Source organism: Chryseobacterium sp. TB1-D10 (genome assembly GCF_059803555.1).
Genome location: NZ_JAPFHB010000002.1, coordinates 300,541 through 317,696, shown reverse-complemented (window position 1 = coordinate 317,696; position 17,156 = coordinate 300,541). Strand labels below are relative to the sequence as shown.

Annotated in this window: 19 protein-coding genes; 11 read left to right on the top strand and 8 right to left on the bottom strand. The window is 37.9% G+C overall.

Annotated features, from left to right (window positions below; translation table 11 throughout):
* The first annotated feature begins 60 nt into the window (after positions 1-60).
* The 10 genes from kduI (at position 61) to OPU68_RS03820 (ending at position 10,582) form a co-directional block, all read left to right on the top strand.
* A complete protein-coding gene (gene kduI / locus OPU68_RS03865; protein WP_498472677.1) occupies positions 61-897 on the top strand; it encodes a 5-dehydro-4-deoxy-D-glucuronate isomerase in 837 nt (278 codons plus the stop codon).
* Between the two features lie 2 nt (positions 898-899).
* Positions 900-1,685: a gluconate 5-dehydrogenase gene (locus tag OPU68_RS03860; protein ID WP_498472676.1), complete on the top strand. Its 786-nt coding sequence runs from the start codon at positions 900-902 to the stop codon at positions 1,683-1,685.
* Positions 1,686-1,723: 38 nt separating this feature from the next.
* Positions 1,724-3,133 carry a glucuronate isomerase gene (gene uxaC / locus OPU68_RS03855; RefSeq protein ID WP_498472675.1) on the top strand — a complete coding sequence of 470 codons (1,410 nt, stop codon included), beginning with the start codon at positions 1,724-1,726 and terminating at the stop codon, positions 3,131-3,133.
* Positions 3,134-3,388: 255 nt separating this feature from the next.
* Positions 3,389-3,736, top strand: a complete 348-nt coding sequence (locus OPU68_RS03850; protein ID WP_498472674.1) for a cupin domain-containing protein — start codon at positions 3,389-3,391, stop codon at positions 3,734-3,736.
* 57 nt (positions 3,737-3,793) lie between these two features.
* Positions 3,794-4,798: a sugar kinase gene (locus tag OPU68_RS03845; RefSeq protein ID WP_498472673.1), complete on the top strand. Its 1,005-nt coding sequence runs from the start codon at positions 3,794-3,796 to the stop codon at positions 4,796-4,798.
* A gap of 11 nt (positions 4,799-4,809) precedes the next feature.
* Entirely contained in the window at positions 4,810-5,259 is a 450-nt protein-coding gene (locus tag OPU68_RS03840; RefSeq protein ID WP_498472672.1) for a NanQ anomerase/TabA/YiaL family protein, read from the top strand.
* A 5-nt stretch (positions 5,260-5,264) separates the two neighbouring features.
* A complete protein-coding gene (locus OPU68_RS03835) occupies positions 5,265-5,930 on the top strand; it encodes a beta/alpha barrel domain-containing protein (RefSeq protein ID WP_498472671.1) in 666 nt (221 codons plus the stop codon).
* A gap of 29 nt (positions 5,931-5,959) precedes the next feature.
* Positions 5,960-7,489: an MFS transporter gene (locus OPU68_RS03830; RefSeq protein WP_498472670.1), complete on the top strand. Its 1,530-nt coding sequence runs from the start codon at positions 5,960-5,962 to the stop codon at positions 7,487-7,489.
* Between the two features lie 4 nt (positions 7,490-7,493).
* Positions 7,494-8,948, top strand: coding sequence for a tagaturonate reductase (locus tag OPU68_RS03825; RefSeq protein ID WP_498472669.1), 1,455 nt, complete (start codon positions 7,494-7,496; stop codon positions 8,946-8,948).
* Between the two features lie 23 nt (positions 8,949-8,971).
* The gene (locus tag OPU68_RS03820) at positions 8,972-10,582 is read left to right on the top strand and encodes a UxaA family hydrolase (protein ID WP_498472668.1); all 1,611 of its coding nucleotides are present in this window, start codon (positions 8,972-8,974) and stop codon (positions 10,580-10,582) included.
* 123 nt (positions 10,583-10,705) lie between these two features.
* On the opposite strand, the gene OPU68_RS03815 is transcribed toward OPU68_RS03820, so the two are convergent.
* The 5 genes from OPU68_RS03815 to OPU68_RS03795 form a co-directional block, all read right to left on the bottom strand.
* On the bottom strand, positions 10,706-11,767 hold the full coding sequence (locus tag OPU68_RS03815; protein ID WP_498472667.1) for an alpha/beta hydrolase: 1,062 nt from the start codon (positions 11,765-11,767) through the stop codon (positions 10,706-10,708).
* Positions 11,768-11,769: 2 nt separating this feature from the next.
* Positions 11,770-12,186: a (R)-mandelonitrile lyase gene (locus OPU68_RS03810; RefSeq protein ID WP_498472666.1), complete on the bottom strand. Its 417-nt coding sequence runs from the start codon at positions 12,184-12,186 to the stop codon at positions 11,770-11,772.
* A gap of 79 nt (positions 12,187-12,265) precedes the next feature.
* Positions 12,266-12,871 (bottom strand): DapH/DapD/GlmU-related protein, encoded by a 606-nt coding sequence (locus OPU68_RS03805; RefSeq protein ID WP_498472665.1) that lies wholly within the window; start codon positions 12,869-12,871, stop codon positions 12,266-12,268.
* Between the two features lie 85 nt (positions 12,872-12,956).
* Positions 12,957-13,835: a helix-turn-helix domain-containing protein gene (locus OPU68_RS03800; RefSeq protein WP_498472664.1), complete on the bottom strand. Its 879-nt coding sequence runs from the start codon at positions 13,833-13,835 to the stop codon at positions 12,957-12,959.
* Between the two features lie 122 nt (positions 13,836-13,957).
* A complete protein-coding gene (locus OPU68_RS03795) occupies positions 13,958-14,395 on the bottom strand; it encodes a nuclear transport factor 2 family protein (protein ID WP_498472663.1) in 438 nt (145 codons plus the stop codon).
* Between the two features lie 124 nt (positions 14,396-14,519).
* On the opposite strand from OPU68_RS03795, the gene OPU68_RS03790 reads away from it, so the two are divergent.
* Positions 14,520-14,918 (top strand): winged helix-turn-helix transcriptional regulator, encoded by a 399-nt coding sequence (locus OPU68_RS03790; protein WP_498472662.1) that lies wholly within the window; start codon positions 14,520-14,522, stop codon positions 14,916-14,918.
* A gap of 49 nt (positions 14,919-14,967) precedes the next feature.
* Here the strand turns inward: OPU68_RS03790 and OPU68_RS03785 are convergent, their stop codons facing one another.
* The 3 genes from OPU68_RS03785 to OPU68_RS03775 are packed head-to-tail and all read right to left on the bottom strand — an operon-like array spanning position 14,968 to position 17,041.
* A complete protein-coding gene (locus tag OPU68_RS03785) occupies positions 14,968-15,300 on the bottom strand; it encodes a nuclear transport factor 2 family protein (protein ID WP_498472661.1) in 333 nt (110 codons plus the stop codon).
* A gap of 7 nt (positions 15,301-15,307) precedes the next feature.
* The gene (locus tag OPU68_RS03780; protein WP_498472660.1) at positions 15,308-16,219 is read right to left on the bottom strand and encodes a helix-turn-helix domain-containing protein; all 912 of its coding nucleotides are present in this window, start codon (positions 16,217-16,219) and stop codon (positions 15,308-15,310) included.
* Positions 16,220-16,231: 12 nt separating this feature from the next.
* Positions 16,232-17,041, bottom strand: coding sequence for an SDR family oxidoreductase (locus OPU68_RS03775; RefSeq protein ID WP_498472659.1), 810 nt, complete (start codon positions 17,039-17,041; stop codon positions 16,232-16,234).
* Positions 17,042-17,156: the final 115 nt, after the last annotated feature.

Sequence of the window (17,156 nt, the reverse complement as noted above, 5' to 3'; positions counted from 1 at the left end):
TCATTTGCGAATGCAATCGATTACACAGCGTTAATTATTTGTTCATATTAATAAACTAAAATGACTCAATCAGAATTTCGATATGCGCATCATCCGAACGATGCAAAAAATTACACAACAGAAGATCTTAGAAGAGAATTTCTAATCAACGATTTGTTCGTAGAAAACCACATCAAATTGGTTTACACAATGTACGACCGCTTGATCGTTGGTGGAGTAATGCCAGTTGATAAAGCTTTAACATTAGAAACAATCGATGAACTGAAAGCACCTTACTTTCTTGAAAGAAGAGAATTAGGAATCATCAACGTTGGCGGAAAAGGAAAAGTGACTGTTGACGGAACAACTTACGAACTTAATAATAAAGAAGCCTTATATATAGGAAAAGGAAACAAAGAAGTGACTTTCGAAGCTGTAAGCGGCGAACAACCTTATTTCTATATCAATTTTGCACCAGCTCATCAAGCTTTTCCAACTAAGAAAATTACAAAAGCTGAAGCTGAAATCGTAGAATTAGGCGATGCAAAATACGCCAACAGAAGAACTATCAACAAATTAATTGTGAACAGCGTTCTGGAAACTTGCCAGCTTCAAATGGGAATGACGGAATTGCACGAAGGAAGCGTTTGGAACACAATGCCTTCACACACACACACCAGAAGAATGGAAGCGTATTTCTACTTCGATTTGGAAGAAGGGCAAACGGTTTCACATTTTATGGGACAACCAACAGAAACACGTCACATTTTCCTGAAAAACAGAGATGCAGTGATATCTCCGGAATGGTCTATCCACTCTGGCGTTGGGACTTCCAACTACAGTTTTATTTGGGGAATGGCAGGAGAAAATATGGATTACGGCGATATGGATGCTGTAAAAACTGACGAATTAAAATAATTATGACAAATTTATTCGACTTAACAGGAAAAGTAGCTTTAATAACCGGTGGAACACACGGTTTAGGTTTGGCAATGGCAGAAGGTTTGGGATCAGCAGGTGCAGAACTTGTGGTAACCAGCACTACGCCATCCAAATTGGAAGAAGCTATCAAATATTACCAATCAAAAGGATTTAAAGCAACAGGTTATATTTTTGATGTGACCGATGAGAAAATTGCCGCTGAAAAAGTAGCAGAAATCGAGGCGAATCATAAACAAATCGACATCCTTATTAATAATGCCGGAATCATCAAAAGAATTCCAGCCTTGGATATGGAAGTTTCCGATTTTCGAAAAGTGGTTGATGTAGATTTAGTTGGACCTTTTATTATGTCGCAATTAGTCGCAAAAAGTATGATTGCCAGAAAATCTGGTAAAATAATCAACATCTGTTCTATGATGAGCGAATTGGGTCGTGACAACGTCGTGGCTTACGCTTCTGCAAAAGGCGGACTGAAAATGCTGACCAAAAATCTGGCGACAGAATGGGCAAAACACAACATCCAGGTCAACGGCATCGGTCCAGGATATTTTGCAACGTCTCAAACAGAACCAATCCGAGTTGACGGTCATCCTTTTAACGAGTTCATCATCAGCAGAACGCCGGAGGGCCGTTGGGGAAATCCGGAAGATCTTGCCGGAACCGCAATTTTCTTAGCTTCAGAAGCGAGTCAATTTATCAACGGACAAATAATCTACGTTGATGGCGGAATTTTAGCAACCATTGGAAAACCTTCCAACGAATAAACATTTCATAATTAATAATTTATCATTAATAATTAAAAATGAGTACACTTACAAAACCTTTCATCACAGATACATTTTTATTAAAGAACAGATTCGCTGAAGAGCTGTATTTCAATTTTGCAGAAAAACAGCCGATCATCGATTATCATAACCATTTGCCTCCAAAAGAGATTGCAGAAAACCGTCAGTTTGAGAACATTACTCAGGTTTGGATCGGTGGCGACCACTACAAATGGAGAGCAATGCGTACAATGGGCGTGAACGAAAAATTCATCACCGGAGACGCTTCTGACAAAGAAAAATTCGCAGCTTGGGCAAAAACAGTTCCGAATACTTTGAGAAATCCCTTGTTCCACTGGACACATTTGGAATTGGCAAGATATTTTGACGTTTACGATTTGCTTAATGAAAAAAATGCGGATCAGGTTTTCGAAAATGTATCAGCTCAGCTTCAAACACCGGAGAAATCTGTTCACGGTTTGTTAAAAATGAGAAATGTGGAAACGGTTTGTACCACAGAAGATCCAATTGACACTTTAGAATACCATCAAACAATCAAGAAAAATAATATCGGAATCACGGTTAGTACAGCTTTCCGTCCTGATAAAGCTATTTTGATTGATAATGAGGATTATAACGCTTACATCAACAAATTAGGCGAATCTGCAGGAATCGAAATCAATTCTTACAAGGATGTACAGGATGCGCTGATCAAAAGAATAGAATACTTTCACGCCAACGGATGCAGATTGTGTGACCACGGATTGAACAACATTTCTTTCGAAACGTTTACCGATTCAGAGATCAACTCAATTTTTGAAATTAAGAGAAAAGGAGAAACTTTAACTGCTCATCAGATCGAGCAATTCAAAACGGCAATTTTGTTGTTTTTGGGTGAGACTTACCATTCATTTGGCTGGGTTCAACAGTATCATTTGGGTGCGTTGAGAAACAACAATGCAAGAATGTTGAAAGTTCTGGGACCAGACACAGGTTGGGATTCCATCGGCGATTTCGGTCAGGCGGTTAATCTTTCCAAATTCCTGAATACATTAGATTCCAAAGATAAATTGACCAAAACAATCATTTACAATCTGAATCCTGCCGACAACGAAATTATGGCGACAATGATTGGGAATTTCAACGATGGTTCTGTCAAAGGAAAAGTACAATTCGGTTCCGGATGGTGGTTTCTTGACCAAAAAGACGGAATGGAAAAACAGATGAACGCCCTTTCAAATATGGGATTGATCAGCACATTCGTAGGAATGCTGACCGATTCCAGAAGTTTCCTTTCGTTCCCGAGACACGAATATTTCCGCAGAGTTCTATGTAACTTGTTAGGAAACGAGATCGAATCCGGCGAACTTCCGGAAGATATGGATTTAGTTGGAAAAATAGTGTCAGACATCTGTTATAACAACGCAAAAGACTATTTTACTTTTTAAAATAAGGAAAATAATTTGGGCAGCTTAATCCGCCTTCCGCTCCCAAACCTAACGAAGTGGTTCGACGAAGTCAATCTTTTTTGCACAAGATTTCCAATTCAATAGAAATTAAGTAAAAGCAAAAAAGGATTTCCGCTCAAGTCGGGCTGCGAGTGATTCATTATTAGAAACTTATATAAGCGAAGCGGCTTTGTGAACCTTAAAACAGTTCAATAAACTAAAAACTTTGTGAACTTCGTGTTCAAAACAAAAAAAATGAAAACAGAACAAACATCAAAAATCTTCTACAAATCCGATTCCACAGAATGGGAAAAAATAGATGAATATATCGACCGACAAATCGTTGGTTACGACGATTCTGTAATGATGGTCAACGTTCGTTTCAAAAAAGGCGGCATTGGTTACAAACACAAACATCCGCACATTCAGGTAACTTATGTTGCAGAAGGAAAGTTTGAAGTTAACATTGGAGAAGATATTTCAATCCTGAAAAAAGGAGATTCATTCTTCGTACCATCCAATGTCGTTCACGGTGTGGAATGCATGGAAGACGGCATTTTAGTTGATGTTTTCAGCCCGCACAGAGAAGATTTTATCAAATAATTAAAAAATCCGGAATCCCGATTCTTGTATCTTGATTCTTAAAATAAATTTAGATTAATGGGCAAAGTAGTAAGCTTTGGAGAAGTGATTATGCGATTGTCACCTGCCAACAACAGGATGATGAAGCAGAGCAACGAGATGGAATTCTTTTTCGGAGGTACAGAACTCAACGTTGCTGCGTCATTGGCAACAATGGGTTGCGATGTAAAACACGTGAGCGTAGTTTCCGACGATTTCGTTGGAGAATCAGCACTTGCTTCCATCAAAAGTTATGGAATCGACACGACTCATATTGCAAAAAACGAACATCCTTTGGGATTATATTTTCTTGAAGTTGGTTCATCCGTTCGTGCTTCCAGAATTGCTTACAACCGTCTGAATGGATCTTTCGCTAACATCAATCCAAACCAAATCGATTGGGAAAAAGCCTTGGAAGGCGCAGACTATTTCCATTGGACAGGAATCTCTCCAGGAATTTCGGAAAGTGCGTACATCGCTTTGAAGAAAGGTTTGCAAACTGCCAACGAAAAAGGAATTGAAATAACTGCCGATCCGGCTTACCGTTCCAACCTTTGGAAATACGGAAAAGAAGGTTTCGAAGTTTTGAAAGAATTGGTGTCCTACTCCACTATTTTTATCGGTGGCGTGAATGAAATCAATGAAATCATCGGAACCAAATTCTCTTCTGACAAAGACAGTTTCATCGAAGCTTGTAAAGAATTCCAGAGACAAATACCTTCTATCAAAAAAATATTTGATAAAGTAAGAGTTGGTGCCAGCGCAAGTACGCAGGAAACTCAAGGAAGAGCTTGGGCAAATAAAACCTACTTCGAATCTGAACCAATCGAAATCCTACAGGTTGTGGACAGAATCGGAACTGGAGATGCTTTCGCTGCAGGTTTGATCTATGGTTTATTAAACTTCGATGACGAGACCGCTCTTAAGTTTGGAAACGCCGCTTGTGCCATCAAACATACAGTTCCAGGCGACATTAATCATTGCAGTGCTTCCGATATTTTGGATGTGATGAATGGTGATAAAGGCGGGAGAATAAAGAGATAATTTAGAAAAAAATGATTATAGATACATTAGAAAACGCTTCTCAATATTTTTTGCTAAATCCATTATTTGAAAAAGCTTTCGACTATTTAAAAAACAAGAATTTAGATTCTTTAGAAGTTGGAGTTACAGAGATTCAGGAAGATCTTAAAATGATTGTTTTTGATGAAATGGCCAAAACAAAAGAAGAAAGTCTTTCCAAATTCGAATGTCATAATCAAAATATCGATATTCAAATTTGTCTGAAGGGAATAGAAAATATTGGTTGGAAATCTAGGCAAAAATGCACAAACCCAATCGGAGAATACAATGCAGAAAAAGATGTTCTTTTTTACAATGATGATCCGGATATGTTTTTCCAATTAAACGATAATCAGTTTGCTATTTTTTATCCAAATGATGTCCACGCACCGATGATTGGAAACGGCTTCATTAGAAAAATAGTTTTTAAAGTAAAAATTTAAGAAAAATGACAAAGATTCAATTAGTTACCAATGCGATCATCAACCAAGGACTTTTGCCTTTGTATTACAACGCAGACGAAACGGTAACTCTCGACATACTGAAAGCTCTTTACAAAGCAGGAATCCGCGCTGTGGAATATACAAGCAGAGGCGAATTTGCATTGAGCAACTTTACCAAAATGGTAGAACTCAGAAATGAAGAAATGCCGGGAATGCTCCTTGGAATCGGAACGATAAAAAATTTGAAACAAGCTGAAGAGTACGAAAAAGCTGGCGCAGACTTCTTCATCAGCCCGGGATTTGTACCGGAAGTTGCAGAATTTTTGATTTCAAAACATTTGCTTTACAGCCCAGGTTGTATGACACCAACGGAGATCATCATGGCGGAAGCTGCAGGCGTGACTTTCGTAAAGTTGTTCCCGGGAAATGCTTTAGGAGCTGGATTTATGAGTGCTATAAAAGACGTCTTCCCAAATCTTAAATTTATGCCAACAGGAGGCGTTGACACGACAAAAGAAAGCATCGAAAGCTGGTTCAAAGCCGGAGTTTCCGCTGTCGGAATGGGAAGCAAATTAGTGAGCAAAGAATTGATGGCGGCAAAAGATTACGCAACCATCGAAAACGAAACGATAAAAGTTTTAGAGATCATCAAATCTATTAAAGCTTCTTAAAAATAAAAACACAACCAAATCATTCAAATATGAATCAACCTACAACTACTAAACCGACCACTTTCAGATGGACCATCGTTGGTTTGCTTTTCTTGGCAACCACGGTAAACTATCTGGACAGGCAAGTTCTATCTTTGACTTGGAAAGATTTTATTGCGCCAGAATTCCATTGGGATAATAATGATTATGGTAACATTACCGCACTGTTCTCGATTTTCTACGCCGCAAGTATGATTTTCGCAGGAAAATTTGTGGATTGGATGGACACCAAAAAAGGCTTTCTGTGGGCAATCGGGGTTTGGTCTGTCGGTGCGGTTTTACACGCATTTTGTGGGATTGCAACATCCGGAATCATCACAGGAGAATGGTTTGTAGGTTTTGAAGAGGCCAAGCATAACATCGCCAAAGTTCAGGATATTTCCCGAGTGATTAATGTGAGTGTAACGTTATTTATTTTCGCTAGATTGATTTTAGCCATTGGTGAAGCGGGCAATTTCCCTGCAGCCATCAAAACTACAGCAGAATATTTCCCTAAAAAAGACAGAGCCTTAGCGACAAGTATTTTCAATGCTGGGGCAACTGTGGGTGCTTTGGCCGCTCCGATAACCATTCCTTTTATTGCGCAAGCTTTAGGTTGGGAAATGGCATTTATTCTAATTGGTGCTTTAGGATTTCTATGGATGGGAATCTGGATTTTCTACTACAAAAAACCACACGAGCATCCAAAAGTAAATCAAGCCGAAGTGGATTACATCAACCAGGATATCGATGCTACAATTATCGAAGATTTGTCTCAGCCAAAAACAACTTTTACATTGGCGCAATGTTTCAAATACAGACAAACTTGGGCTTTTGCTTTTGGTAAATTTATGACAGACGGCGTTTGGTGGTTCTACCTTTTCTGGACACCGGCTTATCTAAGTTCAGTATATGGAATGGACAGTACGCAAAGTGCATTTCCATTGTTCGTACTTTATATGATCACATTGGTATCCATCGTTGGTGGCTGGCTTCCGACATTCTTTGTAGAAAAGAAAGGAATGAATCCCTACTCTGGTCGTATGAAAGCAATGTTGATTTTCGCATTCTTCCCATTGTTGGCATTATTGGCACAATCTACAGGTAAAATCTCTTATTGGTTCCCGGTATTGATCATTGGAATTGCGGGTGCGGCGCATCAGGCTTGGTCCGCGAATATCTTCTCTACTGTTGGTGATATGTTCCCGAAAAAAGCCATCGCCACCATTACAGGAATTGGTGGATTGGCGGGCGGAATTGGTTCTACGATTATCAATAAAAGTTCCGGTCTGCTGTTCGATTATTCTCACAAAGCCTGGACAACTGTAGATGGCGTTCCACTTTTGGAAAAATTTCCTCAATACGCAGATCAACGTTTACCGGAAGGGTTTTTTGAACAATTACAAAAATCCGGTGCCGTGGTTTCAGACGGTATCGACAAAGGATATATGATTATTTTCTCTTTCTGTGCAGTCGCTTATTTGATTGCGTGGTTTGTAATGAAATCATTGGTTCCTACCTATAAAATTATTAAAGAATAACGAAATGGAATATCAAACTAAAGAAAAACTAAACCGTGAAAACTCAGGTCTTACTGAGAAACTTCCTATAAAATTTTTACAATTCGGAGAAGGAAACTTCTTGCGTGCCTTTGTTGATTATCTGATTGACAAGATGAACAAAGAAGCCGGTTTCAACGCTGGTGTTGCAGTCATTCAGCCGACGCAAGGTGGATTGGTGGATCTATTGGAAGAGCAAGATAACCTTTACACACTTTTCGTGAGAGGTGTGAAAAAAGGTCAAATTGTAGATGACCAACGCGTGATCTCCGCAATTCAAAGATCATTGAGTCCTTACGAGAATTATCTGGAATATCTTGATTTGGCAAAAGGCGAAGATCTGGAGTTCATCTTATCAAACACCACAGAAGCCGGAATTGCTTTCGATCCTTCTGAAACAACGCTTGAAGCTGGACCTCACAAAAATTTCCCTGCAAAAGTGACGGCTTTCCTTTACGAAAGATTTAAACATTTCAATGGTGCTGAGGACAAAGGTCTTCACATCATTCCTTGTGAATTGATTGAGAATAATGGATTGACATTAAAAAAATATATCCTTCAATATGCTCAACTTTGGAATCTTGAAGAAAGCTTCTCTGCTTGGATAGAAAACAGCAACTCTTTCCATAACACATTGGTGGACAGAATCGTGCCTGGATATCCAAGAGAAGAAAAAGACGAATACGAAGCTAAATTTGATTATGATGATAGCTTAATGGTAGTTTGTGAAGCATTCTTGCTTTGGGTGATTGAAGGTGATGACAAATTGAAAGCTAAGATTCCTTTTGATAAAATTGATGATCAGGTTTTGATTGTTGATGACATCACACCTTACAGAACCAGAAAAGTAAGAATTCTGAACGGTGCTCACACAGCAATGTTGGCATTCTCTATCCTTGACGGAAAAGAAACTGTGAAAGAAGCCATCGATGCGGAATTCGCTGGGAAATTCATTTCTGAAACAGTTTACAATGAGATCATCCCTACGCTTGATCTTTCAAAAGAAGAATTGACGGCTTTCGCTGAGGAAGTTTTTGATAGATTCAGAAATCCATTCTTGAAACATCAGCTTTCCAGCATTGCATTGAACTCAGTTGCGAAATTCAAAGTGAGAGTGTTGCCAAGTTTGTTGCAATATGTTGAAGATAAAAAAGAATTGCCTGTAAACCTGACTTTCGCTCTTGCCGCATTGATCAGATTCTACCAAGGCGAATTCAATGGGAAAACACTTCCAGTGATGGATGATGCACCTGTAATTGCTAGATTCAATGAAATCTGGGCAAACAATGATCTTGGAGAAGTAGCAAAAGCAGCTTTATCTGAAACCAGTTTCTGGGATCAGGATCTTACGCATGTTCCAGGATTGGTGGAATCTGTAACCAAAGCCTTGAGTGCAATCGATTCCAAAGGTATCGAAGACGGTTACAAGAGTTTTAAATAATAATTTTTAAACATTTAGAAATTATGAAGAAAGTATTGAAAGTCAATCCAAAAGACAACGTAGTCGTAGCGTTGATGGATCTTTACGCCGGCGAATTTGTGGAATTGGACGGACAGACTTACCAAGTTTTGACTGACACAAAAGCTAAACATAAATTCGCCGGAGAACATTTTGAATCTGGCGACCAGATCATTATGTATGGTGTTGTAGTTGGGAAAGCCAATCAAACCATCCAAAAAGGCGAAGTGATCACGACTGAAAATGTGAAACACCAAAGTGAACCAGTTTTCAAAAAAACCGGAGATCTTGGCTGGACACCACCAAATGTTGATAAATGGAAAGACAAAACTTTCAATGGTTATCACCGTTCTGACGGACAAGTTGGAACCAAAAATGTCTGGTTGTTCTTCCCATTGGTTTTTTGTGAAAACAAGAATATTGAGAAGCTGAAAGATATTTTTGAAAATGAACTGTTACCAAAAAAAGAAGTTTCCTACAAAAATTTCCTCCGCTCTTTGATTGAAGAAAAAAACGTGGAAGACGTTGTGGACAATTCCCGAAATGAGAATCTTCTGGACAATATCGAAGTGAAATTTATCAATCACCAAGGTGGTTGTGGTGGAATTCGTCAAGATTCGGAGCTTTTGGCAAAATTGCTTGCTGGTTATGTGAACAATCCGAATGTGGCTGGTGCAACGGTTCTTAGTTTAGGCTGTCAGAATCTTCAGGTTGATATTTTTCAAAATGCTTTGAAAGAAATGAGCCCGAATACCGATAAAGAGATTTTGATCTTCGAACAGCAAAAGATTGGAACTACGGATCAAATGTTCCAAATGGTCATCAAAGATTCTTTCGAAGCCATCAAGAGAGCCAACAAAATTACGCGTCAACCTGCGCCGGTTTCCAAAATCAGTATTGGTTTGGAATGTGGCGGATCTGACGGGTTCTCAGGAATATCCGCCAATCCAGCTTTAGGAATTGTTTCAGATATTTTTGCAGCATTGGGGGGAAAAACCATCCTGGCAGAATTCCCTGAATTATGTGGTGTTGAGCAAGAACTGATGAACAGATGTGTGGATGAGGAAAAAGCAGACAAATTCTTAACCTTGATGAAAGCTTTCGAGAAATCTGTTGTAGATGCAGGTTCGGGATTTGATATGAATCCTTCACCGGGAAACATCAAAGACGGATTAATCACTGACGCCATGAAATCCGCAGGCGCTTCCAAAAAAGGAGGAACTGCGCCAATTGTAGACGTTTTGGATTATGGCGAATACGTTTCAAAACCGGGCTTAAATCTATTGAACACGCCAGGAAACGACGCCGAATGTACCACAGGATTGGTAGGTTCTGGCGCAACGGTGGTTTTATTCACCACAGGTTTAGGAAATCCGATGGGAAATCCAATCGCACCGGTTGTGAAAATCTCTTCCAATACAGCGCTGATCAACAGAATGTCAGACATTATCGATGTGAATGCAGGAACCGTGATCACGGGCGAAAAAAGCATTCAGGAAGTTGGTGAAGAGATCGTAGATTATATTATCGAATTGGCAAGCGGAAACGTGGAAACGAAAGCAGACCAACTGAAGCAGGATGTATTTATCCCCTGGAAACGAGGGGTTTCATTATAATTTTTTTGAATTTTTAAGGTTTTTATTTAAAGAGCATTCTTTTCGGAGAATGCTCTTTTTTTGTGCAATAAAAATAGCGACAAGAAGTCTTATTACTCTTATAAATTCTTATTAAGATAACGACTATTTTAAGTTAGTTTTAAAGAAACTTTCCAGTTTATCAAAAGGAATCACATCCGCTTTATCATACAAATCCACGTGAACAGCGTTTGGAATGATCACTAATTCTTTCGGTTCATTGGCAGCTTTAAAAATATCTTCACTGAAATATCTTGAGTGTGCATTTTCTCCGGCAATCGAAAGCATTGGTCTTGGGGAAATTTCTTTTATATAAGTCAAAATCGGCATATTCATAAATGCTATCGGATTGGTAATTAACCAAGCTCCGTTAGAGTTCACAGAATTAACGTGAAAGCCGCGTGGTGTTCTGTAATAATCGAAATATTCTTTTACAAACTGAGGTTCATTGCCTTTCAAACTTTCAGGTAAATTTCTTGGTCCGTCTGTCGGTTTTCCATTTTCGGCATCTTTCCAACGTTGCTGACCTAAATCTTCTAAAGTTTTAGTACGTTGTTCGGGTGTTACAGAATCATTATAGCCTTTCGACATTACTCTCGTCATATCATACAAACTTGTCGTGGCAACAGCTTTCACTCGTTTATCAATCGCAGTTGCATTCAAAGCAAATCCTCCAAAGCCACAAATTCCTATAATACCAATTTTGTTTCTGTCGACGTTTTGCTGCAATCCTAAAAAGTCAATGGCTGCACTGAAATCTTCAGTGTTAATTTCCGGCGAAGCTACATTTCTTGGTTCGCCACCACTTTCTCCTGTGTAAGATGGGTCAAAAGCTATAACAGCAAAACCTCGTTCCGCCATAATGTTGGCGTACAATCCTGATGACTGTTGTTTCACTGCACCGAATGGTCCGCTGATTGCCAATGCCGATAATTTCTCGTTTCCGACATTTTTTGGAAGGTATAAATCACCAGAAAGTGTGATTCCGTATCGGTTTTTGAAACTTACTTTTTGACGGGTTAGTTTATCGCTTAATTGGAATGTATAATGTTCTTTTGATGTATTCATTTTTTCTGAATTTTGATTGGAAGATTTCTGTTTCTTTTGCGCTGATATTTGCCCTAAAGACAATAAAGTCGCAGCAATTATTAATGTGAGTCTTTTCATTATTATTTTTGGTTGTTAACTTCATTAAATTCTACATCCGACACGGGTTGAAGCCAGGTTACCTGGACATCGTCTTTAAAATTGGTAATAGCAATATGCGTCATCGAAGTCTTTGCTGATGCGCCGTGCCAATGCTCTACATTTTCGGGAATATTGATGACATCTCCCTTTCTGATAGCTCTTGCAGGTTGTCCTTTTTCCTGATAAAATCCCGAACCTTCGGTCACAATTAAAACCTGACCTTTCGGATGGGTATGCCAATTGGTTCTTGCACCGACTTCAAAGGTAACGGCTCCGGCAGAAAATTCATTGTTTTTATCCTTTGCGACCAAAGGCGATAAAAAAGCGTCGCCTGTAAACCAGTCATTGGGTAATTTTTCTTCTTTCGGGAAAAGAGATGTTGTATTTTCTTTGTCCATTTTTTCTTGATTTTTAGAGTTACACGATAAGGTTGCTACAGTCAAAAGAGTGAATAGCAAAACTGTTTTATAATTAAATTTAAATTGAATCATTAGTAATTTCTTTAATAATTTTAGCAGGAATTCCACCCACAATCGTATTATCGGGAACATCTTTAGAAACTACAGCTCCTGCAGCGACTACCGCATTTTCGCCAATCGTTACGCCTGGCAAAATGGTGGCATTAGCACCAATCCAGGAATTTTTTTTGATTAAAATCGGTTTGGCAATCAGTCCTTTTCTTTCTTTGGGATTTAATGGGTGGTTTTCTGTGATGAGATTGACTTTTGGACCAATTAAAACATCGTCCTCAATCGTAATTCCGCCCAATGCAAGAAACGTACAGTCGAAATTGATGAATACGTTTTTACCGATGCTGATGTTCTTTCCGTAATTGATGTAAAGTGGCGTAAATACGGCAACATCCTGAATTTCTTTGTCTAAAATTTGTGATAATATGTCTGTAATTTCTTCAGGATTTACAGAATTATTCATCTGATTAAGCAAAACTTTTACAGCAAAAGCTTCTTCTCGTAATCTGTCTATTTGCGTATCGTTTGGAAAGATAGTTTCGCCGTTTAAAAGCCTTTCGAAAAGATCTTTTTGAAAAGATTCCTGATTTGAAATAGGTTGTGAATCTGACATTTTAAATTGATTTGATGATCAGATACAAAGGTATTGCGACTTACAAGCAAGCCGTTAAAGATTATCAAACCAAAAGTTAAGAAAATCAAACTTCCGTCAGTCGAAAAGCTTTAGGATTGGTTCCTGTTTGTTTTTTAAAGAAATTATTAAAGTAAGTCGGATATTCGAAACCCAGCGCATAAGCGATTTCGGAAATACTCCAGTCGGTGTGCTGCAAAAGAGCTTTCGCTTCTGTAATGATTCTTTCGGTAATATGTGAAGTCGTAGATTTTCCGGTAACTTCTTTCACAGCCCGATTCAGATAATTGATGTGAACATTCAGATGCTGAGCGTAATGTTGAGCGGTTCTTAATTGAAGCGGATTTTGAATCGTTTCAATCGGAAATTGTCTTTCCAATAATTCCAGAAAAACAGAGGTTAATCTTGATGATGCATTCTTGTTTTGCTCATAATTTTCAGAAGGCTCCATCTTTAAAGATTCGTGGATGATGAGGCTGATGTAATTTCTAATCAATTCATCTTTAAACACGTAATCACTCTCCTGCTCCACTATCATTTTCTGAAAAATGGTATTGAGGAAAGTTCTTTGTTCTTCGCTAATTTTCAAAACTGGAGTTCCGCCAATTTTAAAAAAAGAAGATTGCTGTAAACTCTCGGAACGTTCGGAATTTTTAAAGAATTCTTCAGAGAAAAGAATCGTATAACCTACATACGTTGTAGAAATCGTTTCCCAAGAGTATGGAATATGCGGATTCCCAAAAAAGAGAATTGTACCTTCCTGCTCATAGGTTTTATCAGAATAGTGAATTTTACTTTTTCCTGTGGTAAGGCATATTTTATAGAATTCTTTTCTGCTGTAAGTACGGGTTTCGTTGCTGTCATTTTCAATTTGAAATGCCTTAAATCCCTGAAGTTTCAGTTCATTATTAAACTCAGACAGAACTCGTGTAACCTTCTCTTTCATCTTACAAAATTAAGAAATTCAAACTTATCTTATTTTAAATTTAATCTAAATATTAAAACGCCAATAGAATTCTCTGCCGAAACAAAAAATTCTACCGCTTTAAATGTTGTTAAACTTAAATTTTACGAAATAGTTCTCGACTCAATGATCACAAAATATCCGATTCTGTCTTTAATCAGCCATTTGCCATTTTGAAAAACATATTGGTCATCATACTTCACGCTGTAATCTGTTAAAACATCTTTTCCGTCAGCTTCACGAATCATTTTAATCTGAGAAAAAGAAATGCCTGTAGCTGTTTCGCCGTCGATTTTCACGGTATGTTGTCCGTTCAATGTGAAATAGGTTTTTACTTGTGAAGCGTGCAGATTAAAATCACTTTCCATATTTTCTCTTCCCGAAACATCTGCAACCAAAGCACCACCCATAAAGACTTTGTACGTGACATCAAGAGTAAACAAATCCATCACCTCAGAGATTTTCCACTCATCACTTAGGTACGCATAATTGTCAATCAATTCTCTTAAATCTTGTTTTGTTTTTAAAATTTCTAATGTCATAATTTTGTTGTTTAATTAAATTTTAAATTACTTTCTGTAATTATTCTTGGACAAAATTATATTATATTTGCTTACATTTTATTAGTTGTTACCTAAAGGTTAGCGACTAACATAAACCAAAGTTATGTCAGAATCAAAAGGAAATCAACCAGATAACAAGGCATTTACCGAAGATTGTCATAAGGTTTTAATGGCAGTTTCGGATGCATTATATGCCATCGGTGGCAAATGGAAACTGATGATTATCATCGCAATGGCGAGAGGAAACAAGCGTTTTACAGAAATTCAGCGTCAAGTTAGCGGAATTTCTGCAAGAGTACTTTCTAGCGAACTGAAGGAACTGGAAATGAATGGTTTTATCATCAAAAAAGTAGAAAATGGTTATCCCGTAAGTATAGAATACGAACTTCTACCCTACAGCCACACGCTCGAAGAAGTTGTGGGTGCAATGACAAAATGGGGAATGCAGCATCGGGAAAAAGTAAAAGCCGAAATGGGTTCGGAAAAATCTAAAAAACAGTAATTAAGCATTAAAAAACCTTCTTAATTCTACATCAAGAAGGTTTTGTTTATCAAATCAAATCTGCTTTTACAAATTCAATTTTATCATTTTTAAAAGTAAAATCAAAGCTTCCGCCAATTTTACCCTCCGGAAATTCTCCTGTAAATTCTACTTCCAAGTAAGCTGAGTTTTCTTTAACTTCTAATTTCCTCAATTCAGTCTGAGTTTTATAACCAATAAAATAACTCACAAAATAATCTTTGATTCCGTCGTGACCGATAAATTTTCTTCCGACTGAAGGGTCGTCCAAAACGGCATTTTCTTTGTAAAATTCCAGATATTTCTCTGTGTTGTAACTGTTGCTGACGGCAATCCAATCTTTGATAAATGTTTCTATATTCATTTTAAATTTAGTTATGATAAAAACCTTGCTTGAATTGTACAGGCGTCTGATTGGTCTTATTTTTAAATAACTTATTGAAAGACTGCGGATGCTCAAAACCCAATTGGTAAGCGATTTCTGCTACTGAAAGTTGGGTCGTCGTGAGATAATCTTTTGCTTTTTCGATCAGTTTTTCGTGGATGAGCTGTTGAGCATTTTGCCCTGTCAAAGACCGTAGCATATCACTTAAATATCGTGGTGAAAGACTGAGTTCGGTTGCGAGAAACTCAACGGTTGGCAAACTTTGATTCAATGCGCTTTCTTTATCAAAATAGACATTTAAAAGTTCTTCGATTTTCGAAAGCAAATCGTTGTTGACAGCTTTTCTCGTAATGAATTGGCGCTTGTAAAAACGGTTGCTGTAATTGAGCAAAACCTCGATGTGAGAAAGAATAACATCCTGGCTGAAATCATCAATCGTGTTATTTAATTCTTCTTTAATATTATCAAAAACCGAAAATATCGTTTGCTTTTCTTTGTCTGATAAAAATAAAGCTTCGTTTGCAGAATATGAAAAGAATCCAAAGCTTTTAATACGGGCAGCTAATAAATAATTTCTAAAAAAGTCCGGATGAATGAGTAATGTCAAACCTTCATATTCCATATCATCGGCACTCGTGGAAATGAGTTGATTGGGCGCAGTAAAAACCATTCCGCCTTCGTCAAAATCATAATAACCTTGTCCGTATCCAATTTTGCCTTTCCTTGTTTTTTTGTAGGAAATTTTATAGAAATTGAACAGAAAATGCTGGTTTAAAAGATGATCGTCAACAATCATATTGGTGTTGTCATTAATGCTGATCAAAGGGTGAACAGGCTTCCCAAAACCCAGCATCTCGTGAAGCTGAGATATGGAATCTACTTTTATCGGATTATTCATTTCTTATTTTTTTTAATTGATTAAATCTCCAAATGCCATCTGTTTCATCTCCTGAACTGCCGCCTCTGAACCGATTTCCAAACGACGGTTGTACAGCTGATTGGCAAATTCTCCCGTCACATATCGCAACTGACTTTTTCCGTCTGTCGCCGCTTCATAAACCACATCCGCAATCCATTCCACAGGTTCGAAATTGTCGGGATTCATTAATTCAAATAATTTCTGCATACCTTCTTCATAAGCCGGATGGTTGGCAACGGCTAATGATTCTCCTGCAAAATTAGTTTTAATTCCGCCCGGTGCAATGGTTTTGATACCAACATTGTGTAAAGCAAGTTCAAAAGACATACTTTCGCTCCAGCCTTCCAACGCCCATTTTGTAGCGTGATAAAGCGAATCAAGAGGGAAAGTCAACAATCCGCCAATTGATGTTGTGGTGATAAATAATCCGTTTCTGTTTTTCCTAAAATAAGGAATGAAAGCCTGCGTCACACGAATGACTCCGAGTAAATTGGTGTCTAATTGTTTTACGATCTGTTCGTCTGTTAAAGCTTCCAAAGCTCCAATCAAACCATAACCTGCATTGTTGAAAACCACATCAATCGTATGAAGGGCAATTGCTGTTTTTACTGTTTCCTGAATCTGCTCAAGATTGGTAACATCCAACGGAAGCAAGGTTACATTTTCCAATTGGGAAAGTTCTGTTTCTTTTTCAGGATTTCTCATTGTTGCAATAACTTTCCAGCCGTTTGACTGAAATAATTTGGCTGTAGCCTTTCCTAATCCTGATGATGCGCCTGTAATGAAAATTGTTTTTTGCATTGTAATTTTATTTAAATTTTATAATACAAATGTCCGCAGACGCAGTGAGGGAAATGTTGCCAAAATGAGTTTGGTTGTAGCCGAAATGACGGCGAATATTTTTCATTAAATTTAA